This is a genomic window from Pseudoalteromonas sp. SR45-6, from assembly GCF_014163545.1.
Taxonomy (GTDB): Bacteria; Pseudomonadota; Gammaproteobacteria; order Enterobacterales; family Alteromonadaceae; genus Pseudoalteromonas; species Pseudoalteromonas rhizosphaerae.
In genome coordinates this window covers 1-20,544 of the sequence record NZ_JACJDM010000016.1, presented here as the reverse complement: position 1 = coordinate 20,544, position 20,544 = coordinate 1, and the positions used below count along the sequence as shown (strand labels likewise).

The following is a 20,544-nucleotide window of genomic DNA, read 5'->3' as shown; positions in this document are numbered from 1 at the left end:
AATGAACCAGACAACTAATACCTCAACGAATACATTAACTGAGTTATTAGCCATTATGGCTAAATTACGTGACCCAGCAACAGGCTGCCCGTGGGATTTAAAGCAAGACTTTACATCCATCGTACCGCATACCTTAGAAGAAGCATACGAGGTAGCCGATTGCATTGAAAAAGGTGATTTCGGTGAGCTTAAAAATGAACTGGGTGATTTACTCTTTCAAGTGATTTTTTATGCGCAATTGGCACAAGAGCAAGGGTTATTTGATTTTAATGATGTAATGGCTGGGCTAAATAATAAGTTAGTGCGTCGCCATCCACATGTATTTGCCGATCAGCAAGGGCTGACTGAACAACAACTCAGTGAGCAGTGGCAAACCATAAAAGCACAGGAGCGGGCAGCAAAAGCTGAACCGCAGAGCAACACATTATGGCAAGATATACCTGCAAATCTGCCTAGTTTGAGTAAAGCCAAAAAAATTCAGCAGCGGGTTGCAGGATTAGGCTTTGATTGGCCTAGTTATCATGGTGCATTAGATAAAGTGGCTGAAGAAGTTGATGAAGTAAAAGAAGCGTTAGCCGTTGATCCATTTTCAGCACACAGCGCAGAAGAAATCGGCGATTTATTGTTTGCTACAGTTAATGTAGCACGGCATATTAAACGTGACCCAGAGCAATTATTACGTAGCGCCAACGATAAGTTTTCAGCGCGATTTGAAAAAGTACAAGCCTATTTATGTGAGCGTGGGCAATCGCTTGATACAGCAACCCTTGCTGAAATGGATGCCGCATGGGATGCGATAAAAAAGCAGCAGTAAATAATGCGAAACGCTGAGTGCGTTTTTTGTGCAGAGAATTACTAACTTTCGCTGGATTGATGGCAGTGCCTTTGCTATAATTTCGCCCCGTCTTGATTCTATATTTTTCCTTTTAATTCCTGATATTCTAGGGTTCGCATGAGTACAAAATTTATCTTCGTTACCGGCGGGGTTGTTTCCTCGTTGGGTAAAGGTATTGCAGCAGCATCGTTGGCAGCTATTTTAGAGGCCCGTGGTTTAAATGTTACCATTTTAAAGCTGGATCCTTATATCAACGTTGACCCAGGCACAATGAGCCCAATTCAACATGGTGAAGTATTTGTCACCGAAGACGGCGCTGAAACCGATCTTGATTTAGGTCACTATGAACGTTTCATCCGTACCAAAATGACAAGCCGTAACAACTTCACACAAGGTCGTGTATATGAAGATGTGCTGCGTCGTGAGCGTCGTGGTGAGTACCTTGGTGCAACAATTCAGGTTATTCCACATATTACCAACGATATTAAGCAACGTGTTTATGACGGTGCTGAAGGCCATGATGTGGCACTCGTTGAAATTGGTGGAACGGTTGGTGATATTGAGTCACAACCATTCTTAGAAGCAATTCGTCAGCTTGGCACAGAGATTGGCCGTGAGCGCGCATTGTTTATTCACTTAACGTTAGTGCCATTCTTAGGCCCTGCGGGTGAAGTGAAAACCAAACCAACACAGCATTCTGTTAAAGAGTTACGCTCGATTGGTATTCAACCAGATATTCTTATCTGTCGTTCAGATCGTAAATTACCAAATAACGAACGTGCAAAGATTGCTCTTTTCACTAACGTTGAAGAAAAAGCGGTTATTTCATTACCAGATGTAGACAGCATTTATAAAATTCCTGCGCTATTAAAATCGCAAGAGCTTGATAACTTTGTATGTCGTCGCTTCCATCTTGATTGCCCTGAAGCTGATTTAGTTGAGTGGGAACAAGTGTTATACCAAGAGTCAAACCCAACGGGTGAAGTGACTATAGGTATGGTTGGTAAATACATTGAACTACCTGATGCCTATAAATCTGTAAACGAAGCACTTAAACATGCAGGTCTTAAAAATCGTTTAACAGTAAACATTCAATATGTTGATTCACAAGATGTTGAAAGTAAAGGTACTGAGTTACTAGCTAACCTTGATGCTATTTTAGTTCCTGGTGGTTTTGGTGGGCGCGGTGTTGAAGGTAAAATTTTAGCGGCAAAATATGCCCGTGAAAATAAAGTACCTTACCTTGGTATCTGTTTAGGTATGCAAGTTGCGCTAATTGAGTATGCACGTAATGTTGCAGGCTTATTAGATGCAAACTCAACCGAGTTTAATGCTAACTCGTCAAGCCCTGTGGTTGGTTTGATCACTGAATGGTTAGATGCTGAAGGCAATATTGAAACACGTAGCGAAAAATCTGATTTAGGTGGCACTATGCGTTTAGGCGCACAAAAATGTCATTTAACACCAGGCTCAAAAGTACGTGAAGTATATGGTAGTGATGAGATTGTTGAACGTCATCGTCATCGTTACGAAGTAAACAATAATTTTGTTGAACAGCTTGAAAAAGCTGGCTTGAGTTTCACTGGTTTATCGGAAGATAAGAAGCTAGTTGAAATCATCGAGAATAAAGATCACCCGTGGTTTATTGCGGCTCAATTCCACCCGGAATTCACCTCAACACCGCGTGATGGTCATCCGCTATTTGAAGGGTTTGTTGCCGCTGCGCATATTCATCAAAAAGCGTCATCGTAATATGAATAAGCCGTGCACTATGCACGGCTTATTTGTTTTCAAAGTCGACGGCATTAAGGAAAATTAATAAAGTCGGAGTAGACTCACCATTTTGGGAAAAGAGGAATCAAGATGTCAAATATCGTAAAAGTGATCGGTCGCGAAATTATGGATTCGCGTGGTAACCCAACTGTAGAAGCTGATGTTCATTTAGCTGACGGTTCATGGGGCCGCGCTGCTGCACCATCAGGTGCATCAACAGGTACTCGCGAAGCACTAGAATTACGTGATGGTGATAAAGCACGTTACTTAGGTAAAGGTGTATTAAAAGCGGTTGGTTTTATTAATAATGAAATCGCGACAGCCTTAGCTGGCCAAAATGCACTAGAGCAAAGCACTGTTGACCAAGTAATGCTAGATTTAGATGGTACCGAAAATAAAGAAAAATTAGGTGCAAATGCAATCTTAGCAGTGTCATTAGCAACTGCAAAAGCTGCTGCACAATCTAAAAAAGTAGAGCTTTATGAGCACATTGCTGACTTAAACGGTACACCAGGTGTTTATTCTATGCCGTTACCAATGATGAACATCATCAATGGTGGTGAGCATGCTGATAACTCAGTTGATATTCAAGAATTCATGATCCAGCCAGTTGGCGCTGCCAACTTCCGTGAAGCGCTTCGCATGGGTGCAGAAATATTCCACAGCCTTGCCAAAGTACTTAAAGCTGATGGTCATTCAACCGCAGTGGGTGATGAAGGTGGTTTTGCACCAAACCTTGCCTCTAACGAAGCGGCACTTGCAGCAATTAAAGTTGCTGTTGCTAATGCAGGCTACGAGTTAGGCAAAGACATTACTCTAGCACTTGATTGTGCTGCGTCTGAGTTTTATGACAAAGAAGCAAATATCTACGACCTTAAAGGCGAAGGTAAAAAATTCACCTCAGAAGAGTTTAACTACTTCTTAAAAGATCTAACTGAACAGTACCCAATCGTGTCTATCGAAGATGGCCTTGATGAGTCTGATTGGGACGGCTTTGCACACCAAACAAAACTACTTGGCGATAAGATCCAATTAGTTGGTGACGATTTATTCGTGACAAACACTAAGATCTTAAAGCGTGGTATCGACAACGGTATTGCTAACTCAATCTTAATCAAGTTTAACCAAATTGGTTCACTAACTGAAACGTTAGCTGCAATCAAAATGGCTAAAGACGCTGGTTTCACTGCTGTTATTTCTCATCGCTCAGGCGAAACTGAAGATTCAACAATTGCTGATTTAGCAGTGGGTACTGCAGCTGGTCAAATCAAAACAGGTTCATTGAGCCGTTCTGATCGTGTAGCGAAGTACAACCAATTGCTACGTATTGAAGAGCAATTAGGCGCTAAAGCACCTTTTAATGGTCTTAAAGAAGTTAAAGGTCAGTAATTCTTTTATAAGAAGCTGATTTAAACTTTTGAAAAATCCTCGCAAATGCGGGGATTTTTATTTAAGTGCCTTGTAGGCGCGAGTTTATCTCGCGCATTTTTAGGCGTTAAAGCTGAAATTGCTGCTTCAAAATCTGCCCTGTAAAGCTGGTTTTTAAATAAAAACCTCGGGGTAGGGTTTTAATAATTTGCCCGTTTGGACCGATGGCATCGGTGACTATTCTGCTATTAGCTGCTTTTGGGCGAATTTGCATCGCATCCCCTAAATGCCCTGAGATCTCATCAACACGTCCCAGTGCTATCAGCTCCATTTGTTCTTCCCAGTCTCGCTGTAACTGCGCATCTTGCTCTGCTGAGGGTTGCCATAAAAAGCCACTACCAATGGTTCTATCAAATGGCACAATGTCGCGCTCGCCTAGTATGGGTAGCCACAAGACATGATTGAGTTTTTTACGCACATTACTTTGCTGCCATGTCATACCTGTGACATTCAATAACGGTGTCACAGACACAAAAGTGGTCTCTAATGGTTTGCCTTTATATGAGATTGGTAGCGTTTTAAGTTCAATCCCGAGCTCTTCAAAATCAGGGGTAGGTTTGGAACCTGCTGTAGCACCTAATGCATATTCAATCAATTGCCCCGTCCAGCCTTTCTCCTTTAATAAATGCTCAGGTGTTTTAAACTGATAATGACTTGCTAATTGGCCTAATGTCAGTCCTGCAATGTTGCTAACACGTTGCATTAATTCATTGATTGAATGTGGTTTTATCGGTTTCATAGCGAGTTATTTGGTTGTATAAATTCACTACTCATGATAGCAAAAGAGTTTAACCGTGGATATCTTTGCGTTTGGGTGTTTTTTGTCCAGTGATAGTTCGCTGTGTTTTTAGACAAGGTGAAACTTGCTGACTTTAAGCTTAATGTATTGAATTTAATGGTTTTTAACTGTTGATTTTGTAAAGCCTTTAAGCTGTGTTGAAAACTTGTTGGGATAAATACATAACTATGAACAATGTTATCCACAGAAACTGTGGAAAAGGCAAGTTATTGGATCTGTTATTGTGGATTTGTTTGCAAAATGAGCTGTATAAACTAAAGTTATGCACAAGCTGTGAGTAAGATGCGTAAAACTCTGAATATTGTTTGCCGTATTGCAGGTAATGTGGAACAATCATTAAAAATCGACTTACAAATGAGGCACTAAGGTGATTGATGCCGAAGGTTTTCGTGCCAATGTCGGAATTGTAATTTGCAATAATCAGGGACAGGTCTTTTGGGCCAGACGTTATGGTCAGCATTCTTGGCAGTTTCCTCAAGGTGGTGTTGATAGTGGCGAAACAGCAGAGCAGACCATGTTTCGTGAATTACACGAAGAAGTCGGCTTGCGCCCTGAAGATGTAGAAATTGTCGCAAGTTCAAAACATTGGTTACGTTATAAATTGCCCAAGCGTTTGATCCGCCGAGACTCCAGTCCGGTGTGTATTGGGCAAAAGCAAAAATGGTTTTTATTGAAACTGCGTTGTAAAGACGAAGACGTCAACTTACTAAAAACACATCATCCGGAATTTGATGATTGGCGGTGGGTAAGTTATTGGTATCCGGTAAGGCAAGTTGTATCGTTTAAACGCGATGTTTATCGCCGTGTTATGAAAGAATTCGCACCCTTTGCGATGCCTTTTAATAAACGTGAACAGTCCAAAGATACGTGGCGCCATAAAGGTAAATAATATAAAGGAGCAGTATTATGCTGGCTACACTCAGAGCTATTGCCGAGTCCGTTTCGCAACAAGCGAGTTTGGATAGTGCGCTAGCATGTTTTGTTGAAATGGTGAAAGATGCCATGAAAACTGAGTGCTGCTCCATTTATTTTGCTGATTACAGTCAAGATAATTTTGTATTAATGGCAACCAGAGGGCTTAATCCCGCAGCCGTGGGTAAGTTTAGAATCGGTTTTACCGAAGGTTTAGTTGGCTTAGTAGCACAACGAGAAGAACCTATTAATATTGCCTTTGCCAAGTCTCACCCGCGTTTTAAACTCTCTCCTGAAGTGAACGAAGAAGGCTTCAACGCGTTTTTGTCTGTACCTGTAGTTCATCAAAAAAAAGTACTGGGCGTTATTGTTGTACAACAGAAAATTGCCCGTGTATTTAGTCAAGATGAAGAGTCCTTTTTAATTACCTTATCTGCGCAACTAGCGTCGCAATTAGCCCATGCAGAAATCAAAGAAGTACTACGCCAAGATGAGTTTTCTCATCAGACCTCGGTGCTAAAAGGGGTTTCTAGCGCGCCAGGAATTGCGATAGGACAGGCGTTTGTTATTCTGCCGAAACTTGACTTTAAATCGATAGAATTAAAAAAAGACGATAACTGTACTGAGCAACGCCGCTTATTTACTCAAGCTGTTGCTGCAACCCGCAAAGAATTTAACACCTTGTCGATGACTCTTAGCGATTCTATCCCTAAAGAAGCGTTGGCAGTGTTTGAGGTGTATCAGCAACTACTGGATGCAAAAAGTTTAGGGCAGAATGTTGAAGCACAACTGCAAGAAGGCTGGTGTGCAAAAAGTGCATTGAAAATTGTGATCGAACGATTGATCTCGCAATTCAATGCCATGCAGGATCCCTATATCAAAGAGCGTGCGGTTGATGTTAAAGATATCGGCCTGCGCGTACTGCATCATCTCGTCAATACTGAACACGCAGTAAAAAGTTATCCTAAAGATACAGTACTAATCGCTAATACTTTAACCCCAGCCATGCTTGCAGAAGTGCCTAAAGGCCATTTAGTTGGCGTAGTAAGTGTTAACGGTGCGGCAAATAGTCATGCGTCAATTTTAACCCGTGCTATGGGGATCCCTGCAATTTGGGGTATTGAAGATTTACCGCTATTGCAGTTTGATGGTAAACCAATGATTTTAGATGCATACGCAGGGCGATTATATATTTCGCCTTCGCAAATGCTACAAGATGAATATTTACAATTACAGCACCAAGAAAGTCTATTAAACGACAAGTTTGTGGCTGAGCAAGAATGCGATGCAGTGACATTAGATGGCGAGCATATTAGTTTGTTGCTCAATGCTGGTTTGGAACTCAATACTGAAAAAGCTAACACCAAAGTCTGTGATGGCGTTGGCTTATACCGAACTGAAGCCTGGTTTATGCAAAAAGGCCAGTTTCCATCACAAATAGAACAAGAGAATTGGTATCGCGAAGTATTAGCCAGTTATCATCCAGAACCTGTAGTGATGCGTACGCTTGATATTGGTGGTGATAAAGCACTTGATTACTTTGATATTACAGAAGAAAACCCATTTTTAGGTTGGCGGGGTATTCGTGTCACATTGGACCACCCAGAGATCTTTTTAGACCAGCTCAAAGCCATGGTTAAAGCAAACATTGGTTTAGGTAATTTAAAAATTATGCTGCCAATGATAAGCGGTACCGAAGAGGTTGATGAATCTTTAGCATTGTTAGAGCAAGCCTATTTTGAACTGGAAGAACAATACCCAAAGCAAGCCATTGAACGCCCAGAGATTGGCGTAATGTTAGAAGTCCCTTCAAGTGTATTTATGCTCCCTGAATGGTCTAAGAAAGTAGATTTTTGTTCTGTAGGTAGTAACGATTTGACGCAATACTTACTTGCCGTCGATCGTTCTAATGCGCGTGTTGCTGATTTATTTAATCCCTATCATCCTGCGGTATTAAGAGTACTGCAAAAAGTTGCAAAAGAGTGTCAGCAATATGAGATGTCCTTTAGTTTATGTGGTGAATTAGGTGGCGATCCTGAAGGTGCAATACTGCTGATTGCGATGGGTTATCGACGCTTGAGTATGAACTACTCATCATTAAGTAAAGTTAAATGGGTATTAAGACGTTTAAAAGCCAGCGATATGGAAGCATTACTGGCGGAGTGTTTAGCACAATCTACTGCAAAACAAGTGCTTAGGTTAACGCGTAATTTTATGATTGAGCATCAACTTGGTGAATTATTTTATACCCCAAATCAGGCTTCTTAGTTATACCAATCGACTTAAATATTTAACCATTCTAGCGTGCCAAATAAAGCGCTAACTGCGTTATAAATTTCTCAAGTAGAACAACTACATGTCGAAATTTATGCCTTGTTATCACTCTATTTATCTGTCGCTATAAATGGCTAATAACTTAACACGATTGGTATTACCAAAACGAGTGCTGTAAAGATTCGATATAATCGATTAGTATATGCATATAATAAATTCAATTTATAAGAGTGTACGATGCATGATTTAGTCATCCTGATTATCAGCTGCGCGTTATTAGGTTGTGTGGTTGGATTTTTAGCTGGGTTATTAGGCATTGGCGGTGGGTTGATTATTGTGCCAGTACTGAGTTCATTATTAGTGCATTTTAATGTTGTTGCGGTTGATCATGTACTGGTTATTGCTATTGCTACCTCGCTTGCCTCTATTTTATTCACTTCAACGTCATCTGCATTAGCACACCATAAAAATCAAAATGTGCCATGGGAAATTGCGCCTTGGGTTATGTCTGGCGTTGGACTTGGTGCTCTGATCAGTGGTTTTGCCGCGAGCTTAATTCCAGAACAGTTATTACGTATTGTATTTGCTGTTAGTGTGGTGTTTATTGCTGCTCGTATGGTGTTGTCTGCTCGTAATAAGCCTGTAGCAACTAAACCTATGCCAAGCGGTCCTATTATTGGAGCCGTTAGCGCCATAATGGGCGGACTTTCTGGTTTAATAGGCATTGGCGGCGGCGCATTGATTGTGCCGCTACTGCATTATTTTTCAGTTGATATTAAAAAAGCCATAGGCTGCGCGGCAGCATGTGGCATTGTGATTGCGCTATTTGGCTCTGTGGGATATATCAGCGCCGGTTGGCAAGTAACCGATTTACAACATGGCTTTGCAGGTTTTGTGTATTTACCGGCATTATTAGGTATAGTAATAACCTCGTGGTTTATGGCACCAATAGGAGCCAAAGCAACGCATTATTTACCCGTTTCAACGATAAAAAAAGTGTTCGCGGTGTTACTGATTATCATCGCGCTTCAAATGGTTTTTAGTTAAGGTTTAATTTTATGGCTCTTGAATTTCCAGAGATCGATCCGATCATTTTCACTGTCGGTCCTCTTAGCGTACGTTGGTACGGTTTAATGTATTTAATTGGTTTTGCTTTTGCGATGTGGTGGGCAAATAGGCAAGCAACTAAACCAGGCTCGGGTTGGACGAAAGAAGAGGTCAGTGATTTACTGTTCTACGGTATGTTAGGGGTTATTCTGGGTGGTCGGATTGGCTATGTACTGTTTTATCAATTTAGTTACTTTTTAGAAAATCCACTGTATTTATTTAGAATCGATCAAGGTGGTATGTCTTTCCACGGTGGCACTTTAGGGGTGATAACCGCTATTTGTGTGTTTGCCTGGACACGTAAAAAACAGTTACTTGCAGTGGGTGATTTTGTTGCACCGCTAGTGCCGGTTGGTCTTTTAGCTGGACGTATTGGTAACTTTATTAACGGCGAATTATGGGGCAGAACTACCGATGTGCCTTGGGCTATGGTATTCCCAAATGGTGGGCCATTGGCGCGTCATCCTTCACAGTTGTATGAAGCCTTTTTAGAAGGTTTCGTGCTGTTTATTATTTTGTATGTGTTTACTAAAAAGCCACGTCCAGCGGGTAGTGTCGGCGGATTATTTTTACTATGCTATGGGGTATTTAGATTCTGCGTTGAATATGTGCGCGAACCAGATGCACAACTAGGATTGTTTGCTGATTTTATATCAATGGGTCAAATATTGTCATTGCCAATGGTCATTGCTGGTCTTGGTTTGATAATATGGGCATACAAAAAGCCACAGCCTGCTGTTGCCAGTAAAGCATAAAAAAGAAGCGAATAATGAAACAATATTTAGAGTTATGTCAGCGCATTGTTGATGAAGGTATCTGGGTTGAGAATAAACGTACAGGAACGCGTTGTTTAACAGTCATTAATGCGGAGCTTGAATACGACGTTGCGAACAACAAGTTCCCAATGATCACCACCCGTAAAAGTTATTATAAAGCGGCCATCGCAGAGCTGTTGGGTTATTTACGTGGTTATAGCAGTGCTGCGCAATTTCGCGACATAGGTTGTATGACTTGGGATGCTAACGCTAATGAAAACCAAGCATGGTTAAATAATCCGAACCGTAAAGGTGAAGATGATATGGGCCGTGTATATGGCGTACAAGCTCGTGATTGGCGACGCCCTGATGGCACACCGTTAGATCAGCTAAAAAAGGTCATTGATAATCTTAAAAATGGTGTAGATGACAGAGGCGAGATCATCACTTTTTATAATCCGGGTGAGTTTGAGTTAGGGTGTTTGCGCCCATGTATGCACACGCATACTTTTTCGCTTCTTGGCGATACGCTTTATTTAACCTCGTATCAGCGCAGCTGTGATGTGCCACTTGGTTTGAATTTCAATCAAATTCAATGTTTTGTATTGCTTGCACTGGTCGCGCAGATCACTGGCCACAAAGCAGGTAAGGCATACCATAAAATCGTTAATGCCCATATTTATGAGAACCAACTGGAATTAATGCGTGATGTGCAGTTACAGCGTGAGCCATTTGCATCACCGACGTTGACGATTAATCCAAATATTAAATCACTCGAAGATATCGAAACGTGGGTCACCCGTGATGACTTTGAGGTAAATGGCTATCAATGCCATGAAGCAATTAAATACCCGTTTTCAGTGTAACAATTAATAAGCATCATAGTTTTAAGGAGAGAATAATGAAAGCAGTGATCCCAGTCGCAGGACTTGGCACCCGAATGTTGCCAGCTACTAAAGCTATTCCAAAAGAGATGTTACCTGTTGTAGATAAACCCTTGATTCAATATGTAGTTAATGAAGCGGTTGCTGCGGGTATTAAAGAAATTGTATTAGTGACTCACTCGAGTAAAAACTCGATTGAAAACCATTTTGATACCAGTTTTGAGCTAGAAGCAACGCTAGAGAAGCGGGTAAAGCGTCAGTTACTTGCTGAAGTACAAGCTATTTGCCCTAAAGATGTGACAATTATTCACGTTCGCCAAGGTGAAGCAAAAGGCTTAGGGCACGCAATCAACTGTGCAGCGCCAATTATTGGTAACGAACCGTTTGTGGTTATTTTACCTGATGTAATCATAGATGATGTTGAAAGTAATCTTAAAAAAGATAATTTAGCTGAAATGATTACTCGCTTTAATACAAACGGTGAGAGCCAAATTATGGTTGAGCCTGTGCCTATGCAGGATGTTGATAAGTTTGGTGTGGTCGATTTAGGCGACGTAAAGCTTGAACAAGGGCAAAGCGCAGCGATCCTTAATATGGTTGAAAAACCTCCTGTGCATAGCGCACCATCAAATTTGGCTGTGGTAGGTCGTTATGTGCTAAGTAAAAATATTTGGCCATTACTTGCAAAAACTCCCGCAGGCGCCGGCGACGAAATTCAGTTAACAGATGCAATTGCGATGCTAATGGAAAAAGAATCTGTTGCTGCTTATGCGATAAAAGGGCGTAGTCATGATTGCGGTAGTAAGTTGGGCTATTTAAAAGCCACTATTGAATTTGCACTGCGTCGTGATGAATTTAAAGATGAGCTAAGTGATTTTATTAAAACCTTAGTTTAAGCTCATTTATTGAGCCTAACTTATAAAAGTGCCTTAGTGGCACTTTTTTATTGCTTAAAAATCCTGAAACTGGCACTGACTTTGCTTATAATATGGCATTATTTATTTTGTGATGCTAACAGATGATGTGTTTTAAAAAGCAAGCTTGGTATACCACAGTGTTGGTTACAGCAACTGTCTGGCTTAGTGGGTGCAGTAGTATTAATGCTAACCCGGTGGAACAGCAGCCTGCATTAATTTCTGATCAACAAGTCAAAGAGTATGTTCAGCAATGGCACTCGCAACAAGAGAGTATTACTCGTTTAGCTGCGATGGAGGAAGACTTGCAACTATTAATAATGGCACTTTCCTCTCAAACTGATATTGCAGAAAACCCAGCGGTGCTTCGCGAAGATAATGTTACGGTGGCTCATTATGCTGAAAAAATACAGATCCCTGATACTGCTAACTCCTCAAAAACTATCGAAAACCGCCCTCTGCCACTGTATGGCAACTCACTGCCAGGCGCGCAACTTGGGCTGTATTTAAAACCGCAAAGAGTGAGAACGCAAATAGCAAGGTTGCAGCAACAATATCCGCAGGCATTTAGCCAATTAGATTTTGTAATGACAGAGCGTCACAATAAAGGCGTTACCTTGTATGGGTTACGAGTTGGGCCATTTCAAAATTATACCGAGGCCAATCTATTTTGTTCATTAGCACAAAATTTAGGCCAAAAATGCCTGAGTGCCCCATTTGTTGGTCAGCCTTTGTAATTAAATAAGCTATTTTTCTGATTTTTCAGTAATTAAGCTTAAAGTAATTGTTCTGAGTGTCGATAATATCTAAGATAGGGGCAACATAGGGTAATGTCCCATCACTTATAAGGATTTAATATGAAATTATCTTTAACTCTTCTGGCAGCAGCAGTTACAGCAAGCTCATTCGCGACTTATGCAACAACCGAAAGCTTTGATGCGAAAGTTAAAGTGCAAAATACTGTCGTTTTAACCAAAGGAAATGACTTAGATTTTGGTACAATTCGAGCGGTTGCAGATCCAGACGGTGTTAACCAAGCTACATTGGTTATAAACCCTGAGCCTACAGCAAGTCCTGTATCGTCTAGAACTGATAACGCACCTGCGATTATTTCAATAATAGAGCAAGGTTCGCCTGCATCTTTTACAGTATCGGAAGTAGTGCCAAATGCTCGTTTATCAATTACTAACCCAACAGCAACAACCCTGAGCTCTAATGGCCAAGGTTTGAATGAGCCAAACTTTACGGTTGGTACTTGGACATACTTTATCACTAGCGGTCCAAATGCAAACGCTTATTATTCATCAGTGACGCCTAATTTAACTGCTGACGGTGATGGCAGTGTATCGTTTAATATTGGTGCAACTCTTTCTACAGCATCAACAATTTCTAGCGAAGCGTACCGAGATACTGAGTATACAGGCACTTTTCAATTAGAAGTTGCTTATTAATTTAATCATGCGTTTTTTCTTGTTATTTGCGATGCTTTCAATACTGTATTCACAGTCAACAAGAGCCGCGAGTATAGAGCAACAAGCGCTTGATTTTGGCACCTTAGTTATTCTTAAAAGTGATCAAATAGGTTCTGTAATTATCAAGGATGATGGTTCGATTAGCACCTCTGGCGAAATCTATATCCTTAAAGATGGTCGCCCAGCTGAGCTGATACTCACTGACATCCCCCCTGGCACTCGAGTTTCCATGAATTTAGTGGCTCCTGCAACTATGCAACACAATACTAAAGGAAGTAGTAGTGCCGACTTTAGAGTGACCTTAAATGGCTTTCCTAAAGACGCAACAAGCGATGAGTTTAGCGAAGTGCATGTATTTATTGGTGGTAAATTAGAAATAAATACAAGCGGCAAACAATATGTTGACGGCGACTATTCAACAACCACAAACTTAGAAATTTCAGTGGATTATTAAGGATTTAAATGTTTAATAAATTAACCGTGATACTGCTTTTAAGCTTTTGTTTTTTTAGCCAGGCGGTAATGGCGAATTTACTTATTTCTCCTACTCGTATTAGTTTTGACGAGCGTCAACGTACTGCAAAGGTCACAGTGATCAACACCAGTGACGAGTACAAAACTTACCGAGTGCAGTGGAGCGAAAAGCAATCCACATCAACCGGAGGGTATGTAACCTTACTTGAGCCGACGGCGACAAGTTTAAGCCCGATGACGCGCTTATCACCAAAGCAAATGCGTTTGGCGCCTGGTGAAAAGCAAACCGTTAAAATTGCAATTCGAAAACCAAAACAGTTAGCAGATGGTGAATATCGTTCGCATTTATTATTTCAGGCGTTGCCAAATGAAAACCCAAATAGTACGAGTTCAATAAAAATTAATATGATCATGAGCTACAGTATTCCAGTCATCCTTCGTGAACATGCTGAAGTACCAAAAGTACTCATTGAGCAAGCGCAAGTGATTAAAAACCAGGGCAACCAACGACTACAATTTAAATTAAAACTCAATCGTGAAACTCACTTTAGCAGTTATGGTAAATTAACCGCGTTTTATCAACAAAATGCTAATGCTAAGCTGGAAGCTATCGCTGAAATTGGCAATTTAAGTATTTACTCGGATGTAAAAAATGCCGAGGTAATGTTGAGTTTATTTAGTGATAAAACCCTAGATAAGCCTGGTACTGTTATTTTTAAATATATCGGTGCAGATGAATATCAAGACATAAATTTTGCCGAGTATGCTTTAGCGATTAGTCCAAAAATGCTGCAACTTTAACTCTTCATGACCAAGAATACAGGGCTAAAGTGCATTACACTATGGCTAAGTTTATGCCTTAGTAACAATGCATTCGCGACTAATAACGTAACTGTGAATGATGCATTAAAAACACTTCGCAAGATTGAAGCTAAATTAACCGACTTACCAACAGCTTCTCAGCCTAGCGTTAACAGCCCTGTTGCGTCAAACCAACCGCGGATCGCAAGCGGTGAGTTTTTATTATTTTCGTTGTCTTTAAATGATTACTACTTAGGCGAAGTGTTCGCTTTAAAAAGTGATCAGGGTATTCAACTTGGCCTTAGTAGCCTAGCTGATATATTGCAATTTGGAATAGATGTTGATCTTGTAACTCGTTCTGCTCAAGGCTGGTATCGAGATCAACAGCCTTTCATTTTAGATGCCAGCACCCTGCCTGCAACACTGATAACTGACGCAGGTATGCTTGAACTAACGGCTGCTGATATTAGCATTGATGATGACATGTATATTGAAATGGCGCAGTTAAAAGAGGTTTTTGGGCTGCAATTTACAGTCGATTATGGTGATTTAGAAATAGAGTTAAGTTCGGCCATCTTATTACCAATTGAACAACAGCGAGAACGCCATGGTAGAAGGCTTAACCCCTCGAATCGTAATGCCAAGCCCACCTTGCCTTGGAAAGCCAGCCCGTATCAAGCGCTTTCATCACCTGTTGCTGATTTACAATTAAACTACAGTGCTGATAAAAATCAAAATAGAACAAGTTACTCATTATTAGGTGCACAAGACTTTGCTTATTTATCTGCCGAATACTTTTTATCTGGTCGCGAGGGCGATTTACTCAGCGATTCGCGTTTAACATTTACTAAGCAAGACCCGCAAAGCTCATTACTGGGAGTGTTAGCAGCCAGTGAAGTTGAGTTTGGTGATGTAACGGCCACACAAGTTGGCAGCCGTTACAACAGTCAGTATGGTCGTGGTATTAAGTTTTCAAACCGCGGACTGACTCAACAATTTGATAGTAACCGTATTAATTTAAGTGGTCCGATTCAGTTAGGCTGGGACGTTGAGCTTTATCGTAACGGCGTATTGATTGCGCAGCAATTAAGCTTATCAGATGGTCGTTATATTTTTGATAATGTTGATTTGTTTTATGGTGAGAATAACTTCGAGCTTATTTTTTATGGTCCTCAAGGGCAGGTCGAGCGAAAAAGCGAATATTATTTTATTGATAGTAACCAATTAGCACAAGGTGAAGGATTTTATGAACTATCAGTCTCTGAGCAGGGTAAAAAATTGCTTGGCAATACTGCCTTCAATAATGACAGCACGGGCTGGCAAATAGCAGGGCGCTACGAGCAAGGTATTACAGACGACTTCTCGATATATACCGCTGCATTGGCACAAAAAAGAACACATGACGACCTACAACACATGTCACTGGGGACTAACCTTAGCTTATTTAGCGCTCTGCTATTAAACTTAGACTACCAGAAAAATAATCAACATGAACAAGAGCTTGAACTTACAGCACGCACGCAATTTGCTGATCAATCTTTACTTTTTAGCGCAACGAATCGAACCGATGAATTAAAACAAAAATACGACAGCTATCAGTTTGATATGGCTGGCGAGTTGATGCAAAACAGTTACGGGCGGCTAAACTACCAAAACAATTTATTGTATCAAACATCAGATAACCGAGGCATCTATAAGCAAGCACAGAACCGTTTGAATTATGCGATTGCAGGCCTAGCTTTGAGCAACCAATTACAATGGCAACAAAGTAATAATGTTGAATCAGTGTATGGCTCAACACGTTTGCAAGGGCGTTTGGGTCGTATTTATAGTCGTTTTAGTGTTGATTACACATTATCTCCTATCAATGAAGTCACCAGCTACGAGGCTGAGTTTAACCGTAGTATTACCAGTCAACTGCAAGCAGAAGTCACCTTACGTGATTCTCGTATTAATGATATTCAATCGGCTGATTTAGGCTTAAGTTGGCAAAGCAATAAGTTTAGTCTCACTAGTAATCTAAACTACGACAGTGAAGATAACTGGCAGCTTGGCGTATATAGCAGATTCAGCCTTGGTTATGACACACAAAACAATCACTATTTTGTGTCTAAGCAAAGCTTAACAACGACAGGTACATTAATGTTACGGGTATTTTTAGATCAAAATAACAACGGCATTATGGATCCTGACGAGCAAGGTGTTGCAGGTATAAAAGTAAAAGGGCTGCAAAATTATCGCCAAGCAATAACTGATGAAAATGGCATTGCATTGTTAACCTCAATGCCAGCTAATCGCACCACAGATATTGTGCTCGATAGAGACAGCTTCCCCGATCCGTTTTTTGTGCCTGCCAATGAGGGCTTTTCAATCACGCCAAGAGCAGGATTTATTGAATACATGGATTACCCGCTAAATAACGCCAGCGAAATTGAAGGGGTGGTGTATCAGCAGCAAGGGGAGCACACTTATGTGCAGCCTTATGCAAAAATAACCTTATTAGATCAAAATGATAAAGAAGTTGCCAACACCCAAGCGGCTTATGATGGCTATTATTTGTTTACCGACCTACGGCCAGGGCAGTATCGGGCTGTGGTTGACGATAGCTTTAAAGAACGTAAAGCATTAAAAAACACCCAGCAAGTAACAGTTGATTTATCAGCAAAAGGGGATGTGTTGGTTGGGGTTGATTTTACTTTAAAATCACTCGAAGAAGTGTCGGGGACTATTGTTAATGCGGGGAATTTTTCATCGTTAATGATGTTAAAGGCATACTTACGTTTGATAAGCCCACGCTTAAAATTACAACAGCAAGACGTGTTTTATATTCATGATCAACAGCAAAGTAAGTACATACTCGCCTTAGCATACGCTAAGCAAGCACAGCCTGAATTTACGGATCTTTGTCAGTCATTAATAAAACAAAGATTGAAGTGTGATATTGAACAACGAACAATACTTCATTAAAGGAATAGCAATGAATATCAAACAATCGTTTAGTGTAATGCAATCAGCCGTATTAATAATGAGTTTAATTATATTATCTGGCTGTACCAGTACGACGGATAGCGCGCAAAAAAGTACCAGCAGCACAGCTGAAACTAATCATGAAACCTATGTGCAGATCACGCAACAAGAGCTACAACAGTTACAAACTAGCTCTGCACAGTGGCAAGCAATTAAACCCGATCTTGAACGATTATTACTGATTGAAAGTGATTTGAATTTATTGATAGCACAGTTAACCGCGATAGCAAATGATGACGAGAACACAGGTAATAAGAGCCATTCATCTGCTGCCTTGGCATCACAGCAAGTACCGTTAGATAGGCCTGCGCAATCTATAGCAACACAGTCAAACATAACTAACAACGCGCTTTTTGCGCTGCAAATTATTGCGGTCACTCAACAATCGCAATTAGCTCCAAGCTGGCAAACAATTCAACAAAAAGTACCGAGTTTATTGTCAGATAAATTTACCACCAATGTCGAAACTGCTCAGGTAAAAGGCATGACTTATTACCGCTTAAAAATCGGGGCATACCAATATCAAAAAAACGCCCAAGCTGATTGTGATAAATTAAAGCTACAACAGCTCAACTGCATGGTGACTCACTACACCGATAACCCAATAAAATTATAAATAGGCATAATACTTGCTTTGTTATTGCCATGTTTAGTGAGGATGGCAATTATGCGCCTTTTGTTATGTTTATTATTGCTGAGTCTAACTGCGTGTAGTTTAACGCAAGAAAAACCGCCAGCACCAAGTACCAATGCCCCAAAAGCAACAATGGCACCTTATACTGTGCATCAGTATGTCAGCGACTTGAGTAGTCAATTGAGCCATGTGCAAGGGCCGTTTAAAAGCTCTGCACGGATTGCCGTTACTAGCTTTTACTTAGCCAACGCGCTAGACAGTGAGCTGGCACAAGGGCAGGGCGCAGGGTTGAGTCAGCAAATTCAAGAAAGCTTACTTACTCAGTTTACCCAACTTGGCTATAACACTATTGAATATCGCCTTGAAAAACACCTTAATTTAGCCAGCAACGCAGATGGTATATTAAGTCGCGACATTAGCAAATTACGCCAACGTCAGAATATTGACTTTGTTATCACGGGTACCTTAACACGGCAACAACATGCCTATATAGTTAACGCCCGTATGGTAAATACGCAAGATAGCCGCGTTGTATCTGCCGCCAGTACAGAGATCCCCATAAATGTGATGTGGGGCGATGAAAAAATACAACAGCGCGACGGTTATATTTACCGCAGCGAATACTAATTAGGAGCTCTCATGAAACGCTTAATATTAACTTTATGTTTGCCACTGGGTTTTGGTTGCGCGCAAATGATGGAACCGGGCAAAACAGCACAAACTGATAACTCTGCGCAGTTAGAGGGTGATCAAAGAATGGTTGCTGCTCCTGGGCAAAATAATACATTTTATCAAAACAATATTCCAGTGATGAACGATAGCAGCCAAGTCACAGTCCCAACACGTAAAAATATTAATCATTATGTACGTGGCATAATGCAAGATATGGCTGAAAATTTACAATACGTAAATACCAAAACGCCGCTGGCCGTATCAAGCTTTATCTTTTTAGATGATGATTACAACGACGGCACATTGTTAGGTAATCAAATCGCCGAAAGTTTTATGCACGAGCTACACAGTTTTGGTGTACCGGTGATCGACTTTAAAACCACCGACTACATGCGTGTTACTCCTTCTGGCGACTTTGTATTTAGTCGCGACTATTTAGAGCTAAGCCAAGATCAAAACTTTAACTATGTACTGGCGGGCACTATGGTAAATCACCAAGGTGGTGTATTAGTCAATGCCCGAATTATTGGTTTAGCTAGTAAGGCTGTGGTTGGCTCTGCACAAGGGTTTATTCCGCAATCCGTTGTTGATGCACTCGACAGCAGCTATCGCACTGATGGCGTAATGCTAAAACAAGCGAGTAAGTGAGGCCAATGATGAGTAAGCTAATCCACAGCGCTAAGTTATTAACCGTAGGGGGTGTGATCAGCATCCTCAGCGCATGCAGTATGACTAATGATGCAGCGCCAGTTGAGCCAGTCCAAAGCACGACTAGCCGATATGACCTTACTCAAATGCTAAAACAAGTACAAATGAATAGTGCCGAGCCACTCGATAACTCAGCGCAGTTTAGTCCTAACAAGCATCATAAAACACTGGTTAATTATGTAGAGCAAATGGCGTTAGACTTAGTCGACACAATGCAAACAGAGCTTGATACCTCGATTGCCGTTACTTCATTTGTAGATTTAGATGCCAGCCTTAATAACAGCAGCCAATTAGGCAACCAGTTATCAGAGAGTTTTATTCATCAACTGCAAAAATTTGGTTATGGTATTGTTGACTTTAAAACCACCGACCAAATAACTATGAACCCACGTGGTGACTTTGTATTTTCACGCGATATAGAGCAGTTAGCGGATCAACGCATCGCCAGCCATGTGTTATCAGGCACCTTGATCTACCGCAGCAACGGTGTTGAAGTAAACGCCCGTATTATTGATATCACCAGCAAACGCGTAGTTGCCAGCAGCAACAAAATACTGCCTTATTACGTACTCAACAACGCCGATATTCACCTACAACGCGCAAGTATTAACTAGTATCGTTATAAAATTCATTTAACTGCTTGATTGTAAATAGGATAAACCGTTATAATTTTGCTATCAGCTCGAAGCTCGAAGCTCGAAGCTCGAAGCTCGAATGTGGCCTCTTAGTTAAATGGATATAACGGCCCCCTCCTAAGGGGCAGTTACAGGTTCGATTCCTGTAGGGGCTACCAATAAAATCAACAATTTATTGATTTTTTATTTCTGTATAGAACGTTAAATTGCAGTTTTATAACCTTAATAGCTATTTGTCACTATTCAACTTAAGCATCTCTTCTATAGCAATTATCGGCCAATTTTGTGTTAATAGCTCGTTGGTAAGTAATATGTTGTCTGAAGTCAAGATTTGATAATCATATAGAAAGCTCCTCGAGTTTTTCGATACAGTTGTGTTGACCAAAACATAAACTGAATCCGAGGAGCTTGGTATGAAACTATATGGTGGAATTGACTTG

19 protein-coding genes and 1 tRNA gene are annotated in these 20,544 nt (G+C 40.8%); 19 read left to right on the top strand and 1 reads right to left on the bottom strand.

Annotated features, from left to right (window positions below):
• Position 1 precedes the first annotated feature (1 nt).
• The 3 genes from mazG to eno all read left to right on the top strand — a co-directional run bounded on the left by mazG (position 2) and on the right by eno (position 3,997).
• Positions 2–814, top strand: coding sequence for a nucleoside triphosphate pyrophosphohydrolase (gene mazG, locus H5158_RS09280; protein WP_145240915.1), 813 nt, complete (start codon positions 2–4; stop codon positions 812–814).
• A gap of 138 nt (positions 815–952) precedes the next feature.
• On the top strand, positions 953–2,587 hold the full coding sequence (locus tag H5158_RS09275; protein WP_145240916.1) for a CTP synthase: 1,635 nt from the start codon (positions 953–955) through the stop codon (positions 2,585–2,587).
• A gap of 111 nt (positions 2,588–2,698) precedes the next feature.
• Positions 2,699–3,997 (top strand): phosphopyruvate hydratase, encoded by a 1,299-nt coding sequence (gene eno / locus H5158_RS09270; protein WP_145240917.1) that lies wholly within the window; start codon positions 2,699–2,701, stop codon positions 3,995–3,997.
• Positions 3,998–4,103: 106 nt separating this feature from the next.
• Here the strand turns inward: eno and mutH are convergent, their stop codons facing one another.
• Positions 4,104–4,775: a DNA mismatch repair endonuclease MutH gene (gene mutH, locus H5158_RS09265; protein WP_149981676.1), complete on the bottom strand. Its 672-nt coding sequence runs from the start codon at positions 4,773–4,775 to the stop codon at positions 4,104–4,106.
• A gap of 427 nt (positions 4,776–5,202) precedes the next feature.
• Between mutH and rppH the strand changes: the two genes are divergently transcribed.
• From rppH to H5158_RS09185, 16 genes are all read left to right on the top strand, one after another.
• Positions 5,203–5,724 carry an RNA pyrophosphohydrolase gene (gene rppH / locus H5158_RS09260; RefSeq protein WP_145240920.1) on the top strand — a complete coding sequence of 174 codons (522 nt, stop codon included), beginning with the start codon at positions 5,203–5,205 and terminating at the stop codon, positions 5,722–5,724.
• A gap of 17 nt (positions 5,725–5,741) precedes the next feature.
• Entirely contained in the window at positions 5,742–8,015 is a 2,274-nt protein-coding gene (gene ptsP, locus H5158_RS09255) for a phosphoenolpyruvate--protein phosphotransferase (protein WP_182739894.1), read from the top strand.
• A gap of 243 nt (positions 8,016–8,258) precedes the next feature.
• Entirely contained in the window at positions 8,259–9,068 is an 810-nt protein-coding gene (locus H5158_RS09250; protein WP_149981671.1) for a sulfite exporter TauE/SafE family protein, read from the top strand.
• Between the two features lie 11 nt (positions 9,069–9,079).
• On the top strand, positions 9,080–9,883 hold the full coding sequence (lgt, locus tag H5158_RS09245) for a prolipoprotein diacylglyceryl transferase (RefSeq protein WP_149981669.1): 804 nt from the start codon (positions 9,080–9,082) through the stop codon (positions 9,881–9,883).
• Positions 9,884–9,897: 14 nt separating this feature from the next.
• Positions 9,898–10,749: a thymidylate synthase gene (locus tag H5158_RS09240; RefSeq protein ID WP_182718032.1), complete on the top strand. Its 852-nt coding sequence runs from the start codon at positions 9,898–9,900 to the stop codon at positions 10,747–10,749.
• Between the two features lie 35 nt (positions 10,750–10,784).
• Positions 10,785–11,663 (top strand): UTP--glucose-1-phosphate uridylyltransferase GalU, encoded by an 879-nt coding sequence (gene galU, locus H5158_RS09235; protein ID WP_182739893.1) that lies wholly within the window; start codon positions 10,785–10,787, stop codon positions 11,661–11,663.
• 122 nt (positions 11,664–11,785) lie between these two features.
• Positions 11,786–12,418 carry an SPOR domain-containing protein gene (locus H5158_RS09230; RefSeq protein ID WP_259398479.1) on the top strand — a complete coding sequence of 211 codons (633 nt, stop codon included), beginning with the start codon at positions 11,786–11,788 and terminating at the stop codon, positions 12,416–12,418.
• Positions 12,419–12,538: 120 nt separating this feature from the next.
• Positions 12,539–13,132 carry a DUF4402 domain-containing protein gene (locus tag H5158_RS09225; RefSeq protein ID WP_182739892.1) on the top strand — a complete coding sequence of 198 codons (594 nt, stop codon included), beginning with the start codon at positions 12,539–12,541 and terminating at the stop codon, positions 13,130–13,132.
• Positions 13,133–13,139: 7 nt separating this feature from the next.
• Positions 13,140–13,607 (top strand): DUF4402 domain-containing protein, encoded by a 468-nt coding sequence (locus H5158_RS09220; protein WP_182739891.1) that lies wholly within the window; start codon positions 13,140–13,142, stop codon positions 13,605–13,607.
• An 8-nt stretch (positions 13,608–13,615) separates the two neighbouring features.
• Positions 13,616–14,428, top strand: coding sequence for a molecular chaperone (locus tag H5158_RS09215; RefSeq protein ID WP_182739890.1), 813 nt, complete (start codon positions 13,616–13,618; stop codon positions 14,426–14,428).
• Between the two features lie 93 nt (positions 14,429–14,521).
• A complete protein-coding gene (locus H5158_RS09210) occupies positions 14,522–17,395 on the top strand; it encodes a hypothetical protein (protein WP_182739914.1) in 2,874 nt (957 codons plus the stop codon).
• 10 nt (positions 17,396–17,405) lie between these two features.
• A complete protein-coding gene (locus H5158_RS09205; RefSeq protein ID WP_182739889.1) occupies positions 17,406–18,071 on the top strand; it encodes an SPOR domain-containing protein in 666 nt (221 codons plus the stop codon).
• 51 nt (positions 18,072–18,122) lie between these two features.
• Positions 18,123–18,716 carry a FlgO family outer membrane protein gene (locus tag H5158_RS09200; RefSeq protein WP_145240937.1) on the top strand — a complete coding sequence of 198 codons (594 nt, stop codon included), beginning with the start codon at positions 18,123–18,125 and terminating at the stop codon, positions 18,714–18,716.
• Positions 18,717–18,728: 12 nt separating this feature from the next.
• Positions 18,729–19,409: a FlgO family outer membrane protein gene (locus H5158_RS09195; protein WP_149981648.1), complete on the top strand. Its 681-nt coding sequence runs from the start codon at positions 18,729–18,731 to the stop codon at positions 19,407–19,409.
• Between the two features lie 8 nt (positions 19,410–19,417).
• Complete coding sequence (locus tag H5158_RS09190; protein ID WP_182739913.1) at positions 19,418–20,083, top strand: FlgO family outer membrane protein; 666 nt, start codon at positions 19,418–19,420, stop codon at positions 20,081–20,083.
• Positions 20,084–20,187: 104 nt separating this feature from the next.
• Positions 20,188–20,262, top strand: a tRNA-Arg gene (locus H5158_RS09185).
• The last annotated feature ends 282 nt before the right edge of the window (positions 20,263–20,544 follow it).

Coding starts and splice junctions, on each gene's coding strand:
- H5158_RS09195 (WP_149981648.1), top strand. CDS start 18,729: ATGAAACGCTTAATATTAACTTTATGTTTGCCACTGGGTTTTGGTTGC.
- eno (WP_145240917.1), top strand. CDS start 2,699: ATGTCAAATATCGTAAAAGTGATCGGTCGCGAAATTATGGATTCGCGT.
- H5158_RS09220 (WP_182739891.1), top strand. CDS start 13,140: ATGCGTTTTTTCTTGTTATTTGCGATGCTTTCAATACTGTATTCACAG.
- ptsP (WP_182739894.1), top strand. CDS start 5,742: ATGCTGGCTACACTCAGAGCTATTGCCGAGTCCGTTTCGCAACAAGCG.
- H5158_RS09190 (WP_182739913.1), top strand. CDS start 19,418: ATGAGTAAGCTAATCCACAGCGCTAAGTTATTAACCGTAGGGGGTGTG.
- H5158_RS09240 (WP_182718032.1), top strand. CDS start 9,898: ATGAAACAATATTTAGAGTTATGTCAGCGCATTGTTGATGAAGGTATC.
- H5158_RS09205 (WP_182739889.1), top strand. CDS start 17,406: ATGAATATCAAACAATCGTTTAGTGTAATGCAATCAGCCGTATTAATA.
- H5158_RS09200 (WP_145240937.1), top strand. CDS start 18,123: ATGCGCCTTTTGTTATGTTTATTATTGCTGAGTCTAACTGCGTGTAGT.
- H5158_RS09225 (WP_182739892.1), top strand. CDS start 12,539: ATGAAATTATCTTTAACTCTTCTGGCAGCAGCAGTTACAGCAAGCTCA.
- H5158_RS09215 (WP_182739890.1), top strand. CDS start 13,616: ATGTTTAATAAATTAACCGTGATACTGCTTTTAAGCTTTTGTTTTTTT.
- galU (WP_182739893.1), top strand. CDS start 10,785: ATGAAAGCAGTGATCCCAGTCGCAGGACTTGGCACCCGAATGTTGCCA.
- mazG (WP_145240915.1), top strand. CDS start 2: ATGAACCAGACAACTAATACCTCAACGAATACATTAACTGAGTTATTA.
- H5158_RS09275 (WP_145240916.1), top strand. CDS start 953: ATGAGTACAAAATTTATCTTCGTTACCGGCGGGGTTGTTTCCTCGTTG.
- H5158_RS09230 (WP_259398479.1), top strand. CDS start 11,786: ATGATGTGTTTTAAAAAGCAAGCTTGGTATACCACAGTGTTGGTTACA.
- lgt (WP_149981669.1), top strand. CDS start 9,080: ATGGCTCTTGAATTTCCAGAGATCGATCCGATCATTTTCACTGTCGGT.
- H5158_RS09250 (WP_149981671.1), top strand. CDS start 8,259: ATGCATGATTTAGTCATCCTGATTATCAGCTGCGCGTTATTAGGTTGT.
- mutH (WP_149981676.1), bottom strand. CDS start 4,775: ATGAAACCGATAAAACCACATTCAATCAATGAATTAATGCAACGTGTT.